21 protein-coding genes are annotated in these 20739 nt (G+C 59.9%); 20 read left to right on the top strand and 1 reads right to left on the bottom strand.

Annotated elements, in window-relative coordinates; translation table 11 throughout:
- The first annotated feature begins 1 nt into the window (after position 1).
- From gap to gph, 9 genes are all read left to right on the top strand, one after another.
- The gene (gene gap, locus AB9K37_RS13420) at positions 2–1003 is read left to right on the top strand and encodes a type I glyceraldehyde-3-phosphate dehydrogenase (RefSeq protein ID WP_369839668.1); all 1002 of its coding nucleotides are present in this window, start codon (positions 2–4) and stop codon (positions 1001–1003) included.
- Complete coding sequence (gene pgk, locus AB9K37_RS13425) at positions 1003–2208, top strand: phosphoglycerate kinase (RefSeq protein WP_369839747.1); 1206 nt, start codon at positions 1003–1005, stop codon at positions 2206–2208. The genes gap and pgk overlap by 1 nt, the downstream gene beginning before the upstream one ends.
- A 16-nt stretch (positions 2209–2224) precedes the next feature.
- Positions 2225–3304: a class II fructose-bisphosphate aldolase gene (fba, locus tag AB9K37_RS13430; RefSeq protein WP_369839671.1), complete on the top strand. Its 1080-nt coding sequence runs from the start codon at positions 2225–2227 to the stop codon at positions 3302–3304.
- Positions 3305–3332: 28 nt separating this feature from the next.
- Positions 3333–4802: a form I ribulose bisphosphate carboxylase large subunit gene (locus AB9K37_RS13435; protein ID WP_369839674.1), complete on the top strand. Its 1470-nt coding sequence runs from the start codon at positions 3333–3335 to the stop codon at positions 4800–4802.
- 57 nt (positions 4803–4859) lie between these two features.
- Complete coding sequence (locus AB9K37_RS13440; protein WP_369839677.1) at positions 4860–5249, top strand: ribulose bisphosphate carboxylase small subunit; 390 nt, start codon at positions 4860–4862, stop codon at positions 5247–5249.
- A gap of 89 nt (positions 5250–5338) precedes the next feature.
- Complete coding sequence (gene cbbX, locus AB9K37_RS13445) at positions 5339–6256, top strand: CbbX protein (RefSeq protein ID WP_369839680.1); 918 nt, start codon at positions 5339–5341, stop codon at positions 6254–6256.
- The gene (gene rpe, locus AB9K37_RS13450) at positions 6253–6930 is read left to right on the top strand and encodes a ribulose-phosphate 3-epimerase (protein ID WP_369839682.1); all 678 of its coding nucleotides are present in this window, start codon (positions 6253–6255) and stop codon (positions 6928–6930) included. Before cbbX ends, rpe begins: the two co-directional genes overlap by 4 nt.
- Before the next feature lie 12 nt (positions 6931–6942).
- Entirely contained in the window at positions 6943–7497 is a 555-nt protein-coding gene (locus AB9K37_RS13455; protein ID WP_369839685.1) for a thioredoxin family protein, read from the top strand.
- Positions 7497–8162, top strand: coding sequence for a phosphoglycolate phosphatase (gene gph, locus AB9K37_RS13460; protein ID WP_369839688.1), 666 nt, complete (start codon positions 7497–7499; stop codon positions 8160–8162). Before AB9K37_RS13455 ends, gph begins: the two co-directional genes overlap by 1 nt.
- Here the strand turns inward: gph and AB9K37_RS13465 are convergent.
- The gene (locus AB9K37_RS13465; protein ID WP_369839691.1) at positions 8154–8753 is read right to left on the bottom strand and encodes a LysE/ArgO family amino acid transporter; all 600 of its coding nucleotides are present in this window, start codon (positions 8751–8753) and stop codon (positions 8154–8156) included. The two genes, gph and AB9K37_RS13465, sit on opposite strands and share 9 nt — an antisense overlap.
- A gap of 85 nt (positions 8754–8838) precedes the next feature.
- Between AB9K37_RS13465 and AB9K37_RS13470 the strand changes: the two genes are divergently transcribed.
- From AB9K37_RS13470 to AB9K37_RS13520, 11 genes are all read left to right on the top strand, one after another.
- Positions 8839–9729, top strand: a complete 891-nt coding sequence (locus AB9K37_RS13470; protein WP_369839694.1) for a LysR family transcriptional regulator ArgP — start codon at positions 8839–8841, stop codon at positions 9727–9729.
- Positions 9730–9792: 63 nt separating this feature from the next.
- On the top strand, positions 9793–10212 hold the full coding sequence (locus AB9K37_RS13475) for a PaaI family thioesterase (RefSeq protein WP_369839697.1): 420 nt from the start codon (positions 9793–9795) through the stop codon (positions 10210–10212).
- Positions 10213–10294: 82 nt separating this feature from the next.
- Positions 10295–10996, top strand: a complete 702-nt coding sequence (gene queC / locus AB9K37_RS13480; protein ID WP_369839700.1) for a 7-cyano-7-deazaguanine synthase QueC — start codon at positions 10295–10297, stop codon at positions 10994–10996.
- Positions 10996–11349, top strand: coding sequence for a 6-carboxytetrahydropterin synthase QueD (gene queD, locus AB9K37_RS13485; protein WP_369839703.1), 354 nt, complete (start codon positions 10996–10998; stop codon positions 11347–11349). Before queC ends, queD begins: the two co-directional genes overlap by 1 nt.
- The gene (gene queE, locus AB9K37_RS13490; protein ID WP_369839706.1) at positions 11346–12053 is read left to right on the top strand and encodes a 7-carboxy-7-deazaguanine synthase QueE; all 708 of its coding nucleotides are present in this window, start codon (positions 11346–11348) and stop codon (positions 12051–12053) included. Before queD ends, queE begins: the two co-directional genes overlap by 4 nt.
- A gap of 15 nt (positions 12054–12068) precedes the next feature.
- Positions 12069–12533, top strand: coding sequence for a preQ(1) synthase (gene queF, locus AB9K37_RS13495; RefSeq protein ID WP_072707715.1), 465 nt, complete (start codon positions 12069–12071; stop codon positions 12531–12533).
- A 213-nt stretch (positions 12534–12746) separates the two neighbouring features.
- Positions 12747–14393 (top strand): BCCT family transporter, encoded by a 1647-nt coding sequence (locus AB9K37_RS13500; protein ID WP_369839708.1) that lies wholly within the window; start codon positions 12747–12749, stop codon positions 14391–14393.
- Between the two features lie 174 nt (positions 14394–14567).
- The gene (locus AB9K37_RS13505) at positions 14568–16115 is read left to right on the top strand and encodes a hypothetical protein (protein WP_369839711.1); all 1548 of its coding nucleotides are present in this window, start codon (positions 14568–14570) and stop codon (positions 16113–16115) included.
- Between the two features lie 141 nt (positions 16116–16256).
- Positions 16257–17693 carry a hypothetical protein gene (locus AB9K37_RS13510; protein WP_369839714.1) on the top strand — a complete coding sequence of 479 codons (1437 nt, stop codon included), beginning with the start codon at positions 16257–16259 and terminating at the stop codon, positions 17691–17693.
- Between the two features lie 11 nt (positions 17694–17704).
- A complete protein-coding gene (locus AB9K37_RS13515) occupies positions 17705–19039 on the top strand; it encodes a hypothetical protein (RefSeq protein ID WP_369839717.1) in 1335 nt (444 codons plus the stop codon).
- A gap of 36 nt (positions 19040–19075) precedes the next feature.
- On the top strand, positions 19076–20734 hold the full coding sequence (locus AB9K37_RS13520) for a GumC family protein (protein WP_369839720.1): 1659 nt from the start codon (positions 19076–19078) through the stop codon (positions 20732–20734).
- Positions 20735–20739: the final 5 nt, after the last annotated feature.

Genomic DNA, 20739 nt, shown 5'->3' on the forward strand with positions numbered 1-20739 from the left:
CATGACAACCAAGGTTGCCATCAACGGCTTCGGCCGTATCGGGAGAAATGTGCTTCGCGCGATCGCAGAGTCGGGCCGCAATGACATCGAAGTGGTCGCGATCAACGATCTGGGGCCCGTGGAAATGAACGCCCATTTGCTGCAATTCGACAGCGTACATGGCCGTTATCCCGGTGAAGTCAAAACCGCTGGAAACGCCATCGATATCGGCCGTGGTCCTATCGAAGTCACTGCGATCCGCGATCCCAAAGATTTGCCTTGGGGCGGGGTGGACGTGGCGTTGGAATGCACCGGCATCTTTACCGACCGCAACAAAGCCGCCCTGCATTTAGAGAACGGGTCCAAACGTGTGCTGGTTTCGGCCCCTGCGACTGGTGTGGACCGCACCGTGGTGTTCGGCGTCAACCATCGCGATCTGACTGGCAGCGATATCATTGTCTCGAACGCCTCGTGCACGACGAACTGTCTCTCCCCTGTGGCAAAGGTGCTGCACGAGGCGGTCGGGATCGAAAAAGGCTTCATGACCACCATCCACAGCTACACGGGCGATCAGCCCACGCTGGATACGATGCACAAGGACATGTACCGCGCTCGTGCGGCCGCCCTGTCGATGATCCCGACATCTACCGGCGCGGCCAAGGCCGTGGGTCTGGTTCTGCCCGAGCTGAACGGCAAGCTAGACGGTGTGGCAATCCGCGTACCGACCCCGAATGTGTCGGTCGTCGACCTGACCTTTATGGCTAGCCGCGACACCACGGTAGACGAGGTGAACGCCGCCATCCGTGCTGCCGCTGACAGCGATCTGAAGGGCATCCTTGGCTACACCGATACGGCCAACGTCTCGATGGATTTCAACCACGATCCGCATTCGTCGATCTTCCACATGGACCAGACCAAAGTCATGGACGGCCGCATGGTCCGCATCCTGAGTTGGTACGACAACGAGTGGGGCTTCTCGAACCGGATGGCGGACACCGCCTGCGCCATGGGGAGGCTGATCTGATGCTGCCTTCGATCATGGATGTGGATGTGCGGGGCAAGCGCGTGTTGGTGCGCGCCGACCTGAACGTGCCAGTGGACGAAGGCGTCGTGACCGATGCCACCCGCATCAACCGCTTTGCGGCGGGGATGAAGCCTCTACTGGAACGCGGCGCGCGGTTGGTGATCCTGACCCACTTTGGCCGTCCCAAGGTGAACGAGATGAACCCGGCCTATTCGGTGGACAAGCTGCGCCCCGCTTTGGCGCAGGCGCTGGGGACGTCGGTCGTGTTTTCCGATGTCTGCGGCGAAGAGTCTGCCGTGCTCCTGAGCAAGCGGTTAAAGGACGGCGACGTCCTGCTCTGCGAGAACCTACGCTACAACCCGGGCGAGACCGCGAACGACCCTGCGTTCGCAGCCGCGCTGGCGCAGCTGGGGGATGTCTATGTGAATGACGCTTTTAGCTGCGCGCACCGCAGCCATGCCTCGACCGAGGCGCTGGCGCGCATGTTGCCCGCCTATGCCGGACCGTTGCTGATCGAAGAGATGGAGGCGCTGACCTCCGCGTTGGAAGCGCCGCAACAGCCTGCTGTGGCCATCGTCGGCGGCGCCAAAGTGTCTAGCAAGATCGCTGTGTTGAAGAACCTGGTGATGAAGCTGGATCATGTGATCATCGGCGGGGGTATGGCGAACACCTTCCTCTATGCGGACGGTGCGCCGATGGGGCGGTCCTTGCACGAGGCCGATCAGGTCGAGACCGTGCAGGAAATCCGCAAGCTGGCCGAAAAATCCGGCTGCCAGATCCATCTGCCCGAGGATTTGGTCATCGCGACCGAGTTCAAGGCCGGCGCCGAGAACCGTGTTGTCGGGGCGCATGAATGTACGGCCGGTGCAATGATTTTGGATGCCGGCCCGCGCGCGCTCTCGAACTTCCAACGGGTTCTGAGCGAATGCCGCACGATCCTGTGGAACGGGCCTTTGGGTGCGTTCGAAATCCCGCCCTTTGACCACGCCACGAACCAACTGGCCCGCACCGCCGCCGCTCTGACGCGGCAGGGCCGTGCGACCAGCGTCGCGGGCGGGGGCGATACGGTGGCCGCCCTGAACGGCGCCGCTGTGACCCAAGACTTTACCTACGTGTCCACCGCCGGTGGCGCATTTCTGGAATGGCTGGAGGGCAAGACCCTTCCCGGTATCGCGGCCCTGCAAGGGGCAGCCAAGGCAGCCTGAGGGGGAGGAGACCAACATGGCACTGATTACCTTGAGACAACTGCTGGATCACGCGGCCGAGCATGGCTACGGCGTTCCGGCCTTTAACATCAACAACATGGAGCAGGGTCTGGCGATCATGCAGGCCGCCAAGGCGACAGGCTCGCCCGTGATCCTTCAGGCCAGCCGTGGGGCGCGGTCTTATGCCGGTGACATCATGCTGCGCCACATGGTCGTGGCCCTGTCCGAGATGTACCCAGACAACCACATCGTGCTGCATCAGGACCACGGCAACAACGATGCCACCTGCCTGTCTGCGATTCGCCACGGGTTCACATCGGTGATGATGGACGGCTCGCTGCACGAGGACATGAAGACCCCCGCCGACTTCGACTACAACGTCGAGATCACCGCGCGTGTCACCAAGGCCGCCCATGCGGTCGGTGCCTCGGTCGAGGGGGAGCTGGGTGTTCTGGGCTCGCTCGAAACCGGCGAGGCGGGCGAAGAGGATGGCTCTGGCGCGGTGGGCAAGCTGTCCCACGACCAGCTGCTGACAGACCCCGATCAGGCGGTCGAGTTCGTGATGGTCACACGCTGCGATGCGCTGGCGATTGCCTGCGGCACCTCCCACGGGGCCTACAAGTTCAGCCGCAAGCCCGATGGCGACATCCTGTCGATGGAGACCATCCGCCGGATCAACGAAAAGCTGCCCAACACCCATCTGGTGATGCACGGCTCTTCGTCGGTGCCTCAGGCGCTCCAAGACCTGATCAACGCCAATGGCGGCGAGATGCCCCAGACCTATGGCGTGCCGGTCGAAGAGATCGAGCGCGGCATCAAGATGGGCGTGCGCAAAGTCAATATCGACACCGACTGCCGCATGGCCATGACCGGCCAGTTCCGCAAGATCGCGACGGACAAGCCTGCCGAATTCGACCCGCGCAAGTTCCTGATCCCCGCGATGAAAGAGCTCGAGGATCTGTGCCGCGACCGCTTTGAACGCTTTGGCACTGCCGGTCAGTCGGACCGTATCAAACCCATTTCCATGGATGACATGGCTCGTCGCTACGAGAGCGGCGCGCTTGATCCCCAAATCGCAGCTGCCCGCGCAGCGTGAACCCGTCACGGCAGGAGGAGGCCACGACATGAACGACATGAGCAATCCCACCGAAATCAAGGACAAGAAAAAGCGCTATGCCGCAGGGGTCCTGAAGTACGCGCAGATGGGGTACTGGGACGGCGACTACCAGCCCAAGGACACCGATGTGCTGGCCCTGTTCCGCATCACCCCGCAGGAGGGTGTGGACCCTATCGAGGCCGCGGCCGCTGTGGCGGGGGAATCCTCTACCGCAACGTGGACCGTGGTCTGGACCGACCGTTTGACCGCTGCGGACCAGTACCGCGCCAAGGCCTATCGCGTTGACCCCGTGCCCGGCCAGCCCGGCCAGTACTTTGCCTATGTGGCCTATGACCTGATCCTGTTCGAAGAGGGATCAATCGCGAACCTGACCGCATCCATCATCGGCAACGTGTTCAGCTTTAAACCCCTAATGGCGGCACGTCTGGAGGACATGCGCTTTCCCGTCGCTTACGTCAAAACCTTTAAAGGGCCGCCCACCGGTCTGGTGGTCGAGCGTGAGCGTCTGGACAAGTTCGGCAAGCCCCTGCTGGGCGCGACCACCAAGCCAAAGCTGGGTCTGTCGGGCAAGAACTATGGCCGCGTGGTTTACGAAGGTCTGAAGGGTGGCCTCGACTTCATGAAGGATGACGAGAACATCAACTCGCAGCCCTTCATGCACTGGCGTGACCGCTTCCTCTACTGCATGGAGGCCGTGAACAAAGCGACCGCCGAAACCGGCGAGGTCAAAGGTCACTACCTGAACATCACTGCGGGCACGATGGAAGAGATGTACGCCCGCGCCGAGTTCGCCAAGCAGCTCGGGTCGGTTATCGTCATGGTCGATCTGATTGTGGGTTGGACCGCGATCCAGTCGATCAGCGAATGGTGCCGTGCCAACGATATGATCCTGCACATGCACCGCGCTGGTCACGGGACATACACCCGCCAGAAGAACCACGGCATCAGCTTCCGCGTGATCGCCAAGTGGCTGCGTCTGGCTGGCGTTGACCACCTGCACTGCGGCACCGCAGTGGGCAAGCTGGAAGGCGACCCCATGACTGTTCAGGGCTATTACAACGTCTGCCGCGAGACCCATAACGGGGTCGATCTGCAGCGCGGGATCTTCTTTGAGCAGGATTGGGGCGACATCAAGAAGGTGATGCCTGTGGCGTCGGGCGGTATTCACGCAGGGCAGATGCACCAGTTGATCGATTTGTTCGGCGACGATGTGGTGCTACAGTTCGGTGGCGGCACCATCGGTCACCCGATGGGCATTCAGGCGGGCGCAACAGCGAACCGTGTGGCGCTGGAAGCGATGATCCTGGCCCGCAACGAAGGCCGCGAGATCGCTGTCGAAGGTCCCGAAATCCTGCGTGAAGCGGCCAAGTGGTGCAAACCGCTGGAAGCGGCGCTCGATACTTGGGGCAACATCACTTTCAACTACACCTCGACGGATACCTCGGACTTTGTGCCGACGGCTGTTCCCGCGATGTAAGCCATTTGGTCGCGCGCCGGATGCGCGCGCGGCCCCCGACATTCAGGAGATTTTACCATGCGTATCACACAAGGCTGCTTCAGCTTTCTTCCCGATCTGAATGACGATCAGATCACCAAACAGGTCGAATACATTCTGGGCAAAGAGTGGGCGGTCAGTCTGGAATACACAGACGATCCGCACCCCCGGAATACTTACTGGGAGATGTGGGGCCACCCCATGTTCGACCTGCGCGACGCCAAGGGCGTGATGATGGAGCTGGACGAGTGCCGGAAGGCGAACCCCGACACCTACATCCGGATTCAAGCGTTCGACAACACGCGCGGCTTCGAGACCGTGATGATGAGCTTTATCGTCAATCGCCCCGAGGTCGAGCCGACATTCCACATGCAGCGCACCGACGTGGACGGACGGTCTCAGCGCTATGCGTGGGACGCGCGGCGCTGAACTGGCTGGCCTTCGGGCTGGTTTGAGAGGCCGGGGGCGCTGCCCCCGGACCCCCGGAGTATTTTGGCAAAGATGAAAGAAGCAGGGTGATGGTTGAGGGCACTGTACAGACTGTCGATCTGGCGGCGGAATATGAGGCCTCGGGCGTGCGCGAGGTGCTGGAGGAGCTGGATCGCGAATTGATCGGCTTGGCTCCGGTGAAGCAGCGCATTCGCGAGACGGCGGCTTTGCTGCTGGTCGACAAGGCGCGGCGCGAGATGGGGCTGTCGCAGGAGACGCCGACCCTGCACATGTCGTTCACGGGCAATCCGGGGACGGGCAAGACCACTGTGGCGCGGATGATGGCGGGGCTGCTGCACCGCTTGGGCTATGTGCGCAAGGGGCATCTGGTGTCGGTGACGCGGGATGATCTGGTGGGCCAGTATATCGGCCACACGGCGCCCAAGACCAAAGAGGTTCTGAAGCGGGCCATGGGCGGCGTGCTGTTCATCGACGAGGCCTACTATCTATATAAGCCTGATAACGAGCGGGATTATGGCCAAGAGGCGATCGAGATCCTGCTGCAGGGGATGGAGAACAATCGCGACGATCTGGTGGTGATCATGGCGGGGTATGCGGACCGGATGGATCGGTTCTTTGCCGCCAATCCCGGTTTCCGGTCGCGGATCGGCCATCACATCGATTTCCCCGATTATTCGGACGATGAACTGCTGCGGATTTCCCAATCCATGCTGGAGGGGCAGAGCTATGTCTTTGATCCCGAAGCCGAGGCGGCGATGGCAGAGTATATTTCGATGCGCCGGATGCAGCCCCATTTCGCCAATGCGCGGTCGATCCGGAATGCTTTGGACCGTGCGCGCTTGCGGCAGGCGAACAGGTTGTTTTCAGAGAGTAAGGGGCCGCTGGATGCGATGGCGTTGTCGACTATTACTGCGGCGGATTTGCGGGCCAGCCGCGTGTTTCAGGGCGGTCTGGATGTGGACCGGATGCGGGAGGCTGCGGAATGAGTTTTGATCGGTCGGTAAAGATTGCTCCGTCCATTTTGTCGGCGGATTTTGCGAATTTCGGTCAGGAGATTCAGGCGATTGAAGCGCAGGGTGCGGATTGGGTGCATGTGGATGTGATGGACGGGCATTTCGTGCCGAACCTGACCTTTGGGCCGCCTGCGGTGAAGGCGTTTCGGCCCCATGTGAAAACCGTCATGGACGTGCATTTGATGATCGCGCCGGTGGACCCGTATATCGAGGCCTATGCCGACGCGGGGGCCGATGTTCTGACCGCCCATATCGAAGCGGGGCCGCACAGTCACCGGACGCTTCAGGCCATTCGCGGGGCGGGGATGAAGGCGGGGATCGCGCTAAACCCCGGCACGCCTGCCGAAGCGGTCGCGCATCTGCTGGACCTGACGGACGTGGTCTGTGTGATGACGGTGAACCCCGGCTTTGGTGGCCAGAAGTTCATTGATATGACCGCCAAAATCCGAAGGCTACGCGAGATGATCGGCGACCGGCCCATCCATATCGAGATTGACGGCGGGGTGGACCCGACCACGGCGCCTTTGGTCGCAGCGGCGGGCGCCGATGTGCTGGTTGCCGGAAGTGCGGTGTTTCGCGGCGGGTCGGTGGACATCCCAGAGGTTTATGCCGCTAATATCGCGGCAATCCGCAACGCCTGTTCCTGAAGGAGACCTGCCATGGCCGTCACACCCCCCGTTTGCGATTTCGGTTGGAAAGCACCTGATTTCACTTTGCCAAGTACGGATGGTCGTCAGGTCAGCCTTGGCGATGTGGCGGGGACCAAGGGCACTCTGGTCATGTTTATCTGCAACCATTGCCCCTATGTGCTGGCGGTTCTGGATCGAATCATCCGCGATGCGTCCGAGCTGATGGAAATGGGGATCGGCGTGGTCGCTATCAGCGCCAATGACGCCGAGGCTTATCCCAAGGACTGCTTTGACAACATGCGCCTGATGGCCGAGGCGCGGGGCTTTCCATTCCCCTATCTGTATGACGAAACCCAAGCGGTGGCGCGGGCCTATGATGCGGCCTGCACGCCGGATTTCTATGGCTTTGATGCTGATGGCGGGCTGCAATATCGCGGGCGGCTTGATGCCTCGACCAAGGCTGCTGGGCCAGCGGACCTGCGCCGAGATCTGTTCGAAGCGATGAAGCAGGTGGCCGAAACGGGGCAGGGGCCAGCGGACCAGACCCCTTCTATGGGGTGTTCGATCAAGTGGAAGACAGGATAATGGCGCGGATTGTTTTTGATCTGGACGGGACACTGATCGACAGCGCGCCCGACATTCACGGAATTGCCAACGCGGTGCTGGCGGGCGAAGGGGCAGAGCCTATCACCTTGGCCCAAGCCCGCGAGTTCATCGGGAACGGTGCCGGTGTCTTTGTCGCGAAAATGCGTGCGGCGCGGGGCATCGCGGATAGTGAGCAAGAGCGTTTGCTGGCTGACTTCACGGGCCGCTATCTGACAGCCACCGATCTGACGCATCCTTATCCTGCGGTTGAAGAGGTGCTGGGGCAGTTGAAGGCAGCGGGTCACAGTTTGGGTGTGTGCACGAACAAGCCCTTTGCGGCCACACAGGCTGTTTTGCGCGCGACCGGACTGGATGGATACTTTGACGTCGTCATCGGCGGGGACAGCCTGCCGGTGCACAAGCCGGACCCGCGTCCCTTGGACAAAGCCTTTGCCGAACTGGGGCGCGGTCCAGAGATATACGTGGGCGATAGCGAAGTTGATGCCGAAACGGCGCAGCGCGCCTTGGTCCCGTTTGTTCTGTTCACCGAGGGCTACCGAAAAACAGCCAGCGCGTTGATCCCCCATGCAGCCCAATTCAGCCATTTCGACGATCTTGGCGCGATTATTGATGCGCTGTTGGCCGAGGCCGCGAAGTCATCCTAGCAGCAGGGACGCGGCAATCGCCCACATGGTGCAGCCGACAATAATTTCTAGCACGACCCACGCTTTGGGATTTTCAAACAGGCCAGACAACAGGCGCGCGCCGAACCCTAGGGCCACGAAAAAGGACAGCGATCCAAGGATGGCGCCGACGGCAAAGCTCCAGTGATCGGGCGCGTATTGGCTGCCGATTGATCCGATCAACAGCACTGTGTCCAAGTAGACGTGGGGATTTGCCCAAGTCAGGGTCAGGCAGATCAGCAGGACCTTGATCAGCGGGACAGAGGGTTTGTTCGCGGGCAGCAAGGCTTCGCCGCCTTGGAGTGCCGCGCGAAACCGGAGCGCGCCGTAGACCAGCAGAAACGCCGCGCCGAACCAGCGAATTGCAGGCCCCAGCCACGGGATCGAGGCGATCAGCGTGCCCATCCCCGCGATGCCCGCCGTGATCAGTACCGCATCCGACAGTGCGCAGACGGCGACCACAGCGGCCACGTGTTCGCGTCGCAGCCCTTGGCGCAGGACGAAGGCGTTTTGCGAGCCGATGGCGGCAATCAGACTAAGGGACACAAGGTATCCGTGGATCAGGGCGGTCATGGGCTCTCCTTTGGTTCGCCCGTTGCTTATGGGGCGCTGTCGCATTAGTCTAATTCAAAGAATTTCATCTTGATTAGAGTTTCTAATGATAGATCCACTGCACCTTCAGGCGCTTGCGGCGGTCCATCGGCGCGGTTCCTTTGGTGGAGCGGCGGCGGAACTGCATCTGACCCAATCGGCGGTATCCCAGCGGATCAAGGCGCTTGAGGACCAGATTGGAAGCGTGCTTCTGGTGCGCGGGACGCCTTGTTTTGCCACGCAGGCGGGGCAAACCATCATCGGGCATTTCGATCGGCTGATGTTGATGGAGACGGCCGTGCGGCGGGATTTGGGGCAGGGGTCACAGGGGCCAAGCACCCTTCGGATCGCCGTCAACGCGGACAGTCTGGCGACTTGGTTCCTGCCTGCCTTGCAAGCGGTTGAAGGTGTCCTGTTCGACATCGTCATTGATGATGAGGATGTCTCGCAAGACTGGCTGAAGCGGGGCGAAGTTGCCGCTGTTGTGACGGCCCACGCCAAACCTTTGCAGGGCTGCGAGAGTGTGTCACTTGGCCATCTGCGGTATGTCGCGACGGCCAGCCCTGACTACATGCGCCGCTGGATGCCAGACGGGCTGACCGCACAAGCCTTGGCCGAAGCGCCCGCGCTGATGTTCTCGGACAAGGATAAGCTGCAGGAAAAGTGGGTGGCGCAAAACTTTGGCAATGCGGTGCGCCCGCGCGGGCTGCCCTGTCACCGCATCGGCTCCAGCCAAGCCTTTGTCGAGGCGTGTATTTTGGGCTTGGGGTGGGCGCTGAACCCAGAATATCTGGTCGCCGATCATTTGACGGCGGGCCGGCTGCTGCATCTGTATGTCGATGCACCCCACGATGCCCCGCTCTTTTGGCAGTTCAACCGGCTGACCGCAGAGGCTTTGGCCCCGATGACAGCCGCTGTGCGTGCGGCTGCAGCTCAGGTGCTTTTGCCGCCCGACTGAACGGGACGTCACAGTTGCGAAACCCCGAACCGAGCTGCGTAATCGGGCAGAGGGGAGAGCGACATGGATTTCACAAAAACCGAGGCACGCATCAGGGCCAGCTTTGCGCAGCAGTCAATGATGCAGACCATTGGCGCGGATTTGGCCGAGATCACAGAGGGCAGCGTAACAATCACGGCCCCTGTGTCCGAAGGGGTCCAGCAGCAACAGGGTTTTGCCCACGGCGGGATGCTGTTCAGCATTGCGGACAGCGCGGCGGGTTATGCCGCTTTGACCGTGTTGCCAGAGGATGCAGAGGTCATGTCGGCCGAGGTGAAGATCAACTTCTTGGCCCCCGGATCGGGCCAGCTCGAGGCCATTGGACGTGTGATCAAACCTGGCCGCAGGCTGGTGGTCGTGGCGGCGGATGTCTGGTCCGTGGACAATGGCAAACGCAGGCACGTGGCGATCTTGCAGGGCACGATGATCCCTGTCGGGGCGTAAGGCTTGCCAAAATGGGCGATCAGTCGTAGACGCACGCCCAACCGGTCGCAGCCTACCCGGTACATCAAAACAAGGGACACTGATGAAAACGATTGTAATCTGCTCGGGCGGACTGGATTCCGTATCTCTCGCCCACATGGTCGCCGATCAGCACGAGCTGACGCGACTGGTGTCGTTCGACTATGGTCAACGCCACCGCAAAGAACTGGACTATGCTGCCATAGCCGCGACACGGCTTGGGGTGCCCCATGACATCATCGATATGAGGACCATTGGCGCGGCGCTGACAGGATCGGCCCTGACCGATGATATCGACGTGCCCGATGGTCACTATGCCGAAGAAACCATGAAGATCACCGTGGTCCCGAACCGCAACGCGATCATGCTGACCATCGCCTTTGGCGTGGCGGCGGCGAATGGGGATCAGGCCGTGGCCACAGCGGTGCACGGCGGGGACCACTTTATCTACCCCGATTGCCGCCCCGCTTTTACCGAGGCGTTCAATACCATGCAAAAGGCCGCGCTGGACGGGTATGCGGACGTGTCGCTGTACACGCCGTTTGTGCACCGGACCAAGGCCGATATCGTGACCGAAGGCGCCAAGCACAACACCCCATTTGCCGAGACATGGTCATGCTACAAGGGCGGCGAACTTCACTGCGGGCGCTGCGGCACCTGCGTTGAACGTCGCGAGGCTTTCCATTTGGCGGGCATTGCGGACCCCACGGTCTATGACGATCCCGATTTCTGGCAGGCCGCTATTTCAGCACACGAGGGCGAGTGATGTTCCGTATCAGCAAAGAATTCCACTTCTCGGCTTCGCACCAGTTGACGCATCTGCCTGATGATCATCAGTGCGCGCGTCTGCACGGTCACAACTACATCGTGGTTGTCGAACTGTCGGCGGCAGAGCTGAACAGCGATGGCTTCGTCCGCGATTACCACGAGCTCAAGCCGCTCAAGACGTACATCGATGATGTGTTCGACCACCGTCACTTGAATGACGTGATGGACGTGCCTTCGACCGCCGAGAATATGTCCAAGCACTTCTACGACTGGTGCAAGGCCTGCTGGCCCGAAGTGACTGCAGTCAAAGTCAGCGAGACGCCGAAGACTTGGGCTGAATATCGGCCATGACCCTGCGCATTGTCGAAATTTTCGGCCCAACGATCCAAGGCGAAGGCGCCTTGATCGGGGAGCCGACGGTATTCGTTCGCGCGGGCGGGTGTGACTACCGGTGTAGCTGGTGTGACAGTCTGCACGCGGTGGACAGCGCCTATCGCGACACGTGGAAACCGATGTCTGCCGAACAGGTGTTCGCGCAGGTCGAAGAGCTGTCCGGCGGCCAGCCTCTGACCATCAGCATCAGTGGAGGCAATCCGGCGATTCAGGACTTTGCCCCCGTCATCGCGATGGGCAAGGCCGAAGGCTATCGCTTTGCCTGTGAAACCCAAGGGTCGATCAGCCGCCCTTGGTTCGCGGATCTGGACACGCTGGTTCTGTCACCCAAACCCCCCAGCAGCGGCGAGACTGTAGACTGGGACGCCTTTGACGCTTGTGTAGAGGCAGGGCAGGGCGCGGGCCAGACCGTGATGAAGATCGTCATCTTTGACGATGCAGACTACGCTTGGGCCAAGGACGCGCACGCAAGACATCCCGATCTGCCGCTCTATCTGCAACCGGGTAATCCCGAAGTGGACCCGGATCTGCCCGTGGACCCGCAGGCGCTGGCCGACCGTTTGCTTTGGCTGACCGAGACAACCACGGCGGACCGCTGGTTTGCCCCCCGCATTCTGCCGCAACTGCATGTCCTGATCTGGGGCAACAAACGCGGCGTCTGAACAGGACCGAATGACATGACCGACAGCATCTACAGCAACCTCAAGCAGCTTGGCGGCGCGACCGTCATGCCCCAGTCCCCCGAAGAGGCAGAGCTGGAGCGTGTGCAGAACCCCCAAGCCGACGTTCTGTACAACGTGCGTTTCACCGCGCCCGAATTCACCTCGCTGTGCCCGATGACGGGCCAGCCCGATTTCGCGCACCTGATGATCGACTATGTGCCCGGTGAGTGGCTCGTCGAAAGCAAATCGCTGAAGCTGTTCCTTGGCTCGTTCCGCAATCACGGTGCGTTCCACGAGGATTGCACAATCAGCATTGCGCGCCGTTTGGCCGATTTCCTAGACCCGAAATGGCTGCGGATTGGCGGCTATTGGTACCCGCGCGGGGGCATTCCGATTGACGTCCACTACCAGACCGGACCCATCCCCGAGGGCGTCTGGATCCCCGACCAAGGCGTTCCCCCGTACCGCGGTCGCGGCTAAGGGAATTGACCCAACCCCTGCCTGCAAAGGCGGGGGTTTTTCTTTTGCTACGCAGAATATGCATAAATTTTCTGTGGGGTTATCGAACTGTTATCAATCAGGAAATCGTGATCAGCGGGAACCTGCTGTCCGAAAGGCGGGAACCGATGCCTTTGATACTCGTTAGTGGAGCTAGAACTAGAAAGTAACCGTGCAAACGGAGGGTCCAACCCAATGAGTAGCAAGATGCAGCAACACCAGCTGCTTTTCTTTCCCAAAGTCCACAAACGCGTGTTCCCGATCTCGGCCTTGCTGATCGTTGGGTTCATTATTTTTGGCGCATTTTTCAACGAGCAGGCGAATGCTCTGTTCGGCGGTATCCAGACATGGTTCGCAGACACCCTCGGGTGGGCGATGATCATCGAGGTGAACATCTTTGTCATCGCGACGATCTATTTGGCGTTCGGCAAGTTCGGGGATATTCGCCTCGGGCGGATGACCGAAAAACCGGCGTATGATTTGTTTAGCTGGACGGCTATGCTGTTTTCGGCGGGCATCGGGATTGGTCTGATCTATTGGGGGGTGGCCGAGCCGCTCTATCACTATTTCGCGCCGCCCATGGGCGATCCCGAAACCGAGGCCGCAGCCAAGCAGGCCATGGTCATTTCGTTCCTGCACTGGGGTTTCCACGGTTGGGCGATCTACGCGATTGTTGCGCTGGCGCTGGCCTATTTCCACTTCCGCAAGGGCTTGCCGCTGACCATCCGGTCCGCGCTGTACCCGCTGCTGGGTGACAAGATTTACGGCCCATGGGGTGATGCGATCGATATTCTGGCGGTCTTTGGTACCATGTTTGGTATCGTGACGTCGCTGGGACTTGGTGCGATGCAGATCAACTCTGGTCTGGGTGAAGTCTTTGGCATCGGTCAGTCGACCACTGTCCAGATCATCATCATTGCGCTGATCACTCTGGCCGCGACGATTTCGGTTGTGGCGGGTCTGGACGGGGGCATCAAGCGTCTGTCGAACCTGAACGTCAGCTTCAGCCTGCTGTTCCTGCTCTTCCTGCTGATCGTTGGCCCCACCGTCTTCATCTTTGATCTGTTTGTTCAAAGCTATGGCGACTATCTGGCGAACTTCATCTCTTGGGCGACTTGGACCGAGGCATATACCGAGGAAGGCACCTGGCAGAACGGCTGGACCATCTTCTACTGGGCATGGTGGATCAGCTGGAGCCCCTTTGTCGGTGTGTTTGTTGCCCGTATCTCGCGTGGCCGCACCATCCGTGAATTCCTGCTGGGTGTGATGCTGCTGCCGACCTCGATCATGTTCTTCTGGTTTGCGGCCTTTGGCGGCACAGCGCTGAACATCTCGCTGGGTGGTGACCCCGCGTTGGTCGAAGCGACCCGCAACAGCTATGGCGATGCGATGTTCGCCCTGCTGCAGTATTTGCCGGGGACCGAGATCCTGTCGGGTCTGACCATCATTCTGATCGTCCTGTGGTTCGTTACGTCGTCGGATTCGGGTTCCTTTGTGATCGATATGCTGACTGCCGGTGGCGATCCGAACCCACCCAAGGTTCAGCGCATCTTCTGGGCCGTAACCGAAGGTGCCGTCGCATCGGTTCTGCTGGTCGCAGGCGGTCTGAACGCGCTACAAGCGGCGGCGGTCGTGGCGGGCTTCCCTTTTGCGGTGGTGTGTATGCTGATCCTGATCGGTCTGGTCAAAGCCCTGCGTTGGGACACGCTCATTATCTATCGCCACAATCAGCAGTACCGGAACGATGAGGAGGCTGACCACGCCATGCCCCCCGAACTCCCCGGTGAGCTTTATGGCGCAGAGCCGAGCGTGGGGAATGCTGCCTCGCAGCCTGCCGAATAAGGGCTCGCTCTCTTCAAACATCTCTTGGCCCCGATCGTTTCCGGTCGGGGCCTTTGCGTTTCCGGATTGTCGTCATTCTAGCAAAAAGTCTGCCTGAATTGACCCCATGGATAGCTGAGATGCCTTGGCTCAAAATGAGAGTATGCCCGCGTCGAAATCGAACAGGGCAGGCATATGGCAGATCAAACAAAGCAGCGGTCAGTTTCGTTGTGCAAGGCAGTCGGCCTTTGTGCACTCCTGACCATGCCGTCATTGGGCTTTGCCGCGCAAAGTGCCGTGCCGCTGCTGCCAGAAATTCTGATCTCTGCTGATGATCTTCAGGCCTCCGAGACTGGTGACCCAGCGGTGATAAGGCTGTCACTTTCGCAGCAGCCGGATGCTGTGGTGACGTTGAACCTGCAAGGGGACAAAGAATGCCGTGTCTCTCCGAATAAACTAACCTACCGCTCTTCGAATTGGGATCTCGCGCAGACCCTTTCTGTTCTTGCAATACCTGACGCCGCGGCCGAAGGGCTTCACCGTTGTCAGCCCCGGATCAGCATCGAAACAGAGGACCGGACCTACAAAGCCATTGCCGCAACGCTTCCATCGGTTGCGATTAAGGACGCCCCAGTCGACGCCGTTTCCGAGCGACTAGAGACGATCCTGCGCAAAGACTTCTCAAGCACGCTTGTGCAACAACAGGCGATCATCTCGGGCATCATGACAGATGCAACGCGCCGATTGACCCGAGGCTACTACGGCCTCAAATGCGGCGTGGTAGAGCCCTTTGACATTTCTGGTCACGTTGAAATCAAGAAGACCTCGCGTGCAGTGCGCGGCACCTTCGGCGAAGAGACTGTGGCCTGCCACGGGGCGCGGCGCCAGATCGGCTCAGGGCGGTTTGCCTTGTCCGAGTCTGATACATTGGGGCGCCAGTCGTTGCTGAGCTACACGCATATGGTCGAAACCCACTCTCCCCGAGCGCTGAAGGGGCGCTTTGTCGGCGGCTACGGGAGTGAGGCAGCCGTCGAAAAGCTCGCTATGGGGACGATTTCGGGGGCAGGCACCCATGCCGGGCTATACGGAGTCCAGCGGTTCCGAAAGATCCTGCTGTTGTCCTACTTTGCCTCTGCGGTTCTGGGGCACCACTCCTATGATCTGCAATTCCCTGACAGCGGTGGCGCGATCGACGCAAGCGGCACCTACGACTATGCGGCTGCCCTCGCGGGTATCGGGCTGTCTGGTCAGCGCTCCGCTGGCCCATTTGTTTTGCACCCCAAGGCAGACCTCCGCCTGACCTACGGAGAAGCATCCACCAGTCGGGTTCGCGCGACACAAGGGCCAACCCAGAGTTTTGGAAACTTGGATATGCCTGCCTATCAGGGATTGCGCAGCGGGTTGGAGCTCGGGTTTGAATTCGATCACCCCTCGCTCGCGTCCGTTGGGTGGGATCGCGCGATCTGGGTTGCGCCCCGTCTGGGGTGTTTGTCCGATGTCGTCCAAGGGGATCTGAACTGTGATAGCGGATTGAAGATGCAGTTTGATGCCGCGCACACCGTTTCCCAGACACGTTACAGTTTGGGGCTCGACGCGCAGGCAGACCGGACCAGCCGGTGGCGCGGTGTGACAGTGTCCAGGACAGTCGCGCTGGACTCGGCAGGAGGACATGTGCGCACGAGCCTTGGTATGAACGACCGCTCCAAACCCACATACGAATATGCGTTTAGTTTCGAATTCTGAACAATCGCCACAAAATCGGCCCAATTTGCGTATTTAGGAAATGGTTAACGTGTAAATCATTGTGTCGATTTGAAGGGTGTTGGTGAAACAGGTTTGGCGCGCATATCCCCCGACTTTTCTTGTCCATGACCGAGGCTCTCGATGAGAGCAGGGGCCGTGCAAGCGTTGGCGCAGCTGGTCGGTTTGGCGCTAGCGGTCGGGATTTCTGTTGTCATCAGCCATCGCCTCGGAGCCTCTCCCGAGGCTGACGCCTTCTATCTGGGGCGGCGATTGGTCACCGGTCTTCAGGAGATCCTAGTGCAAGTGCTGTCATTGGTCTTTTTGCCAATGGTCGCCATGCAGGCCAGCTCGCGCGGCGTTGCCAAACTTGCGATGTGGGTCGCGCTTGGCGGGATTGCGATCGCATTGGTCTTTGCTCTCAGTGCACATTTTGTCGTTGCTGCGATTGCTCCGACGTTGACAGGGGACGCAGCTGTCTTGGCCGAGCGGGTCATAATCGTTCTCTCAGCATCACTTCCCCTTGCTCTGCTGGGTGTTCTCGCGGGGTCGGCGTTGAATTTGGCTGGCTGGTTTGCGTGGCCCGCGATCCTACGTCTGTTGCCCCGCGTGCTGGTGTTGACGGTCTTTCTGCTGGCCCTTGGCGCACAAGCCAGCGTGACGTGGGCTGCGTTCGCTTTTGTCGGGGGCAATGCGGTCGCGCTCTTGCTTATGGTGCCTTTCGTGCGCTCTGGGCCGGTTGTTCCGAGCGCGCGTCCCCAAATTGGAGCAGCCCTATTGTTGGTTGTCGGAGCGCAGGCGGCGCTCTGGTTCGAGTCGGCGTTGGCTGCGCGTACGGGCGTTGGCGGGGTTGCTCTATTGGAAATGGCGCAGCGGGTCGGAGCATTGCTCGGAAACACGCTGGCCTTGGCGGTGTTGGTGCCGGTTTTTGCCAAGTGGACAGGATCCCCGAAACTGCGCACCCCTCTGAACTTCTGGCGAACTGTGGCAGGTGGCTTGACGGTCTTGATCCTCGTGCAGGGGACAGTGATCTACAACGCGCCAAAGATTGTTGATCACATCTTGGGGCAGGGGGCGCTCGGGGCCGCTGCGCAAGCCGAGCTGACACCGATCCTGATCGTCATGGGATTTGCGCCTTTCGCTACCTTCCTGTCGCGGGCCTTTTTGATCTGGGTGTTGACACGACAGGGAAAAAACGCGCTCGGGATTGTTGCACTGGCGGTGCTGATTGATCTGGCGGTACGCGCTGGTGTCGGAGTCTGGCTGTTGCCGAGCTTGGGTGTGGGTGCAGTTGCGCTTGGGATGGTTCTGGGGCCGAGTGCGGTGGCGCTGCTGCTTTGGGCGCAGAACAAAGCTGATTTGCGTGCAGCACGCCTTTCGCTGGCGCCTCTGCTGGGGGCCGGATTGGGTCTGCTGGCAGTGGTGGGGTCTGGGATTGTACTCGCCGTCGTGGTGCCTTGGCTCGGGTCGACACAGGCTGTGCCCACACTTGTTCTAATCGCTGTAAGTGGCGTGATTGGGATGGCCGTCACTGTCCTGTGGATTTGGTGGCGCAATGCTCTGTGGGTTTTCAAGTTTTGAGGAGGTGCAGGATGACCGGGCGTCTTTGTGCAATGATTATGGTCGCAATGGCCTCGCCTGCCTTGGCAGAGGGGGTGGACCTAACCGCTCCAGCACCAGCGCAATCCCCGATGCTTGGCTTGGCCTTTCCTGGAAATAAGCCTGAGTTTTACGGATTGCTCGCAGACGCGGGTATGAGTTGGGCGCGGATCAGTGCCTCTTGGCAGGCAATTGGCAAGCCAGACGGATCGTTTGACTTCACAGAGATTGATAGGCGCATTGCCGGATTGCAGGCGAACGGACTAATCCCGTTCGTGACATTCGAAAGCGATGCCGATTGGGCAACCGACCCCGCAACCCACAGGGTCAAGAATGCAGCGCCGTTGGATCTAGGGGCGTGGCAGCGATTTGTGACCACAGTGGTAGAGCGCTACGATGGAGATGGTCAGGGGGACATGCCGGGTTTGCGGGCGCCTCTGCGCTATTGGCAGGCCGCGAACGAGTATGTGAGCGACACAAATGCTTCTGGCGGATGGGCGGCGGGCAATGCAGCTTTGCTGGCTTATATCAACGCAGCGCATGACGCCGTTAAATCGGCTGATCCCAAAGCGACCTTTGTCTTGGGGGGAACCGCAGCTTTTGTGATGGATGTCGCCTTGGTCAATCAAGGCCATGCGGACTGGACCGTGCGCCAGTTCTGGAATGATGGGTCCGAGTTGGTTTACTCGCCCAAAACATCAAAGTCGGACAGGGTAACCGCGATGGTCGAGGGCCGGCTCAAATTCGTACTGTCGCAGGCACGTTATGATGTTGCCGACATTCACTTGTATGGCCCCGAAGAGCGCGACCCCAAGCGGATCGAAGCGCTGAAAGCGTGGTCCGGTGGCCGCCCTGTGGTCTCGACAGAGTGCGGTGGCCCGAATTTGGACTACGGGGCAGAGTACAGCCCCAAGGCGCATTTCATGGTAGTGATTAGCCGCAATCTGAATGTGTTTGCTCAGGGCGGACAAGCGTGCCTGTGGTTCGGCCTTGGCGAAGAGATGCAGACCACTGTCGGGAACGCCCGGGTGCCGCTCTATGATCTGCAACGTCAGCCGAAACCGGGGGTCTACGCCTACCGCTTGCTTGCGCGAATGCTGCCCAAAGGTGCTCGCGTTTCACTGATTGAAAACGGATGGCAAATCACCATTGCTGATGGGCGCAGCCTGCAACTGTTGCGCAAGGGAGGTGCGGGCGCTGGCGCGATCAGCCATTGCGTGCTGGAAAAGGCGCTAGATCGTGTCTTGCCCGCAACGGATTATGAAAGTTGTGCTAACGCAATGCTTGTTTTGAAAGGCGATCTGGTTAGAAATGCTCTGACAAAATAAAAGGGCAAAGCCCATAGACCAGCTGGAGAGCAGCCAATGCTGGACCACTACCGGGATCTGTTCCGCCTGTACAAGCGGACCATACTGATTAGCATGTTTTGCGCGGCTGTCCTTGCTTGGACAGGCAGCACCATTTTGCTGAAAACATCACCTGCCTATAAATCGACGGTGACGTTGAACATGCAGCCCTCGGAAGAGGAACTGGCGTTTAACCGGACCTTTATGGGGGTCAGTCAGTTCAATCCAGCAACGATCATCACGCAGACCCACATCGAGGTTCTCCTGAGCCGACCGGTGGCCGAGCGGACGCTCGATATTCTGCTGGAACAAGCCGATAGCGAGAACGAGATGCCCGAGGCAGGCATCTTTGACCAGTTCAAAGGCTTTCTGTGGCGAAGCTATGCACGCCTCAATTACGGCAAATTCGTTGAGGCGTCCGAGCGCCTTCAGATGATCAATCTGCTGCGAGAGTCTGTCCAGGTCGAGTTTGTGGAGGGGTCCTATATTTTGAACCTGACGGCACAGTCCGAGTTTCCGATGCTGGCGGCCCGCATGGCGAACGCCTATGCACAGGCCTACGTGGACCTCACGCGGCAGGAGTTTTCGAACGGGGCAACCAAACTGGCGGACCTGGTCCGGAACCTCAAGAACGAGCGTGAACAGGAATTGCGCGGCCTTCTGGTCGAACGCGAGCAGGTGCGTGAAGAGCTAAGCATTAACGATCTGTGGCAAGAGGCGGATGTCCTGCTTCTGTCCCGTAGCGCGACGCAGCAGGACATCGACGAAGACGTCATTGATCTGGAACTGCGCAAGAACGAGTTGGCCAAGCTCAAGGAACAGCTGGACGGTGGGCGTGCCTCGCAGCCGGTGGCGCGCCTCGAAGAAGAAATCCGCCAACGCGAGGCGCGGTTGGTGCTGCGCCGACAGGCTCTGGCGCGGACTGACAAAGAACTGTCTGAGCAGGCAGAAAAAGAGCGCAGTCTTAAGCAGTTGGAAGCGCGCTACCAAGCCGTCGAAATGGACTTGGACGAGTTGCGCGATCGTCTGGTGAACCTAGAAATGAGCGAAGCGACGATCTTGTCTCAGGTGCAGGTGATCAACCCAGCGACACCTGCGCTCTATCCGTCTTTCCCCAAGGTCTTTGTAAACACGATTATGGCCACAATTGTTGGAGCTCTGGCCGTTGTGATGCCGGTGATCCTGATCGATGTGGTTGGGATGCGCGTGCGGACCTACTCTGATTTGCAGGCCATCTTAGGTGGGCACGCGCTACCGTCCGCCCGCAAAGGCATGGAACGTCCGGGACTGGCGCGGTGGCGCAGAGGCCGGATGTCTGGCCTGAGCCGCGAGTTCCGGAACTTCTCGGAACAGTTCGGCCGACGGATGAGCAAGGAAGACCATTGGACCAAAGAGCATATCTTTGTCACCGGCTTCCTGCCTTATGAAGAGATCAAGCGCCTGCGCGATGTGGTTGCGATGGCGGTCGAACATTCGAATCCCCGCCGTAGCGGCGATATGCCGTATGTGATTACAGCGATTGCACCGGTTGCCTCTGTGCAGGACTGGGACGAACTTCCCGATGGCCCGATTATCCTAGGCGTGCCGCCTGCGCAGGTCGATGCGCTGGAAATTCGCGAATTGCAGGCCGTGGGGCAAGACAATCCCCGTAAACCCTTTATGCTGATCTGGAACTAACGCCG

It is taken from the genome of Donghicola sp. XS_ASV15, assembly GCF_041224595.1.
Classification (GTDB): Bacteria; Pseudomonadota; Alphaproteobacteria; order Rhodobacterales; family Rhodobacteraceae; genus Donghicola.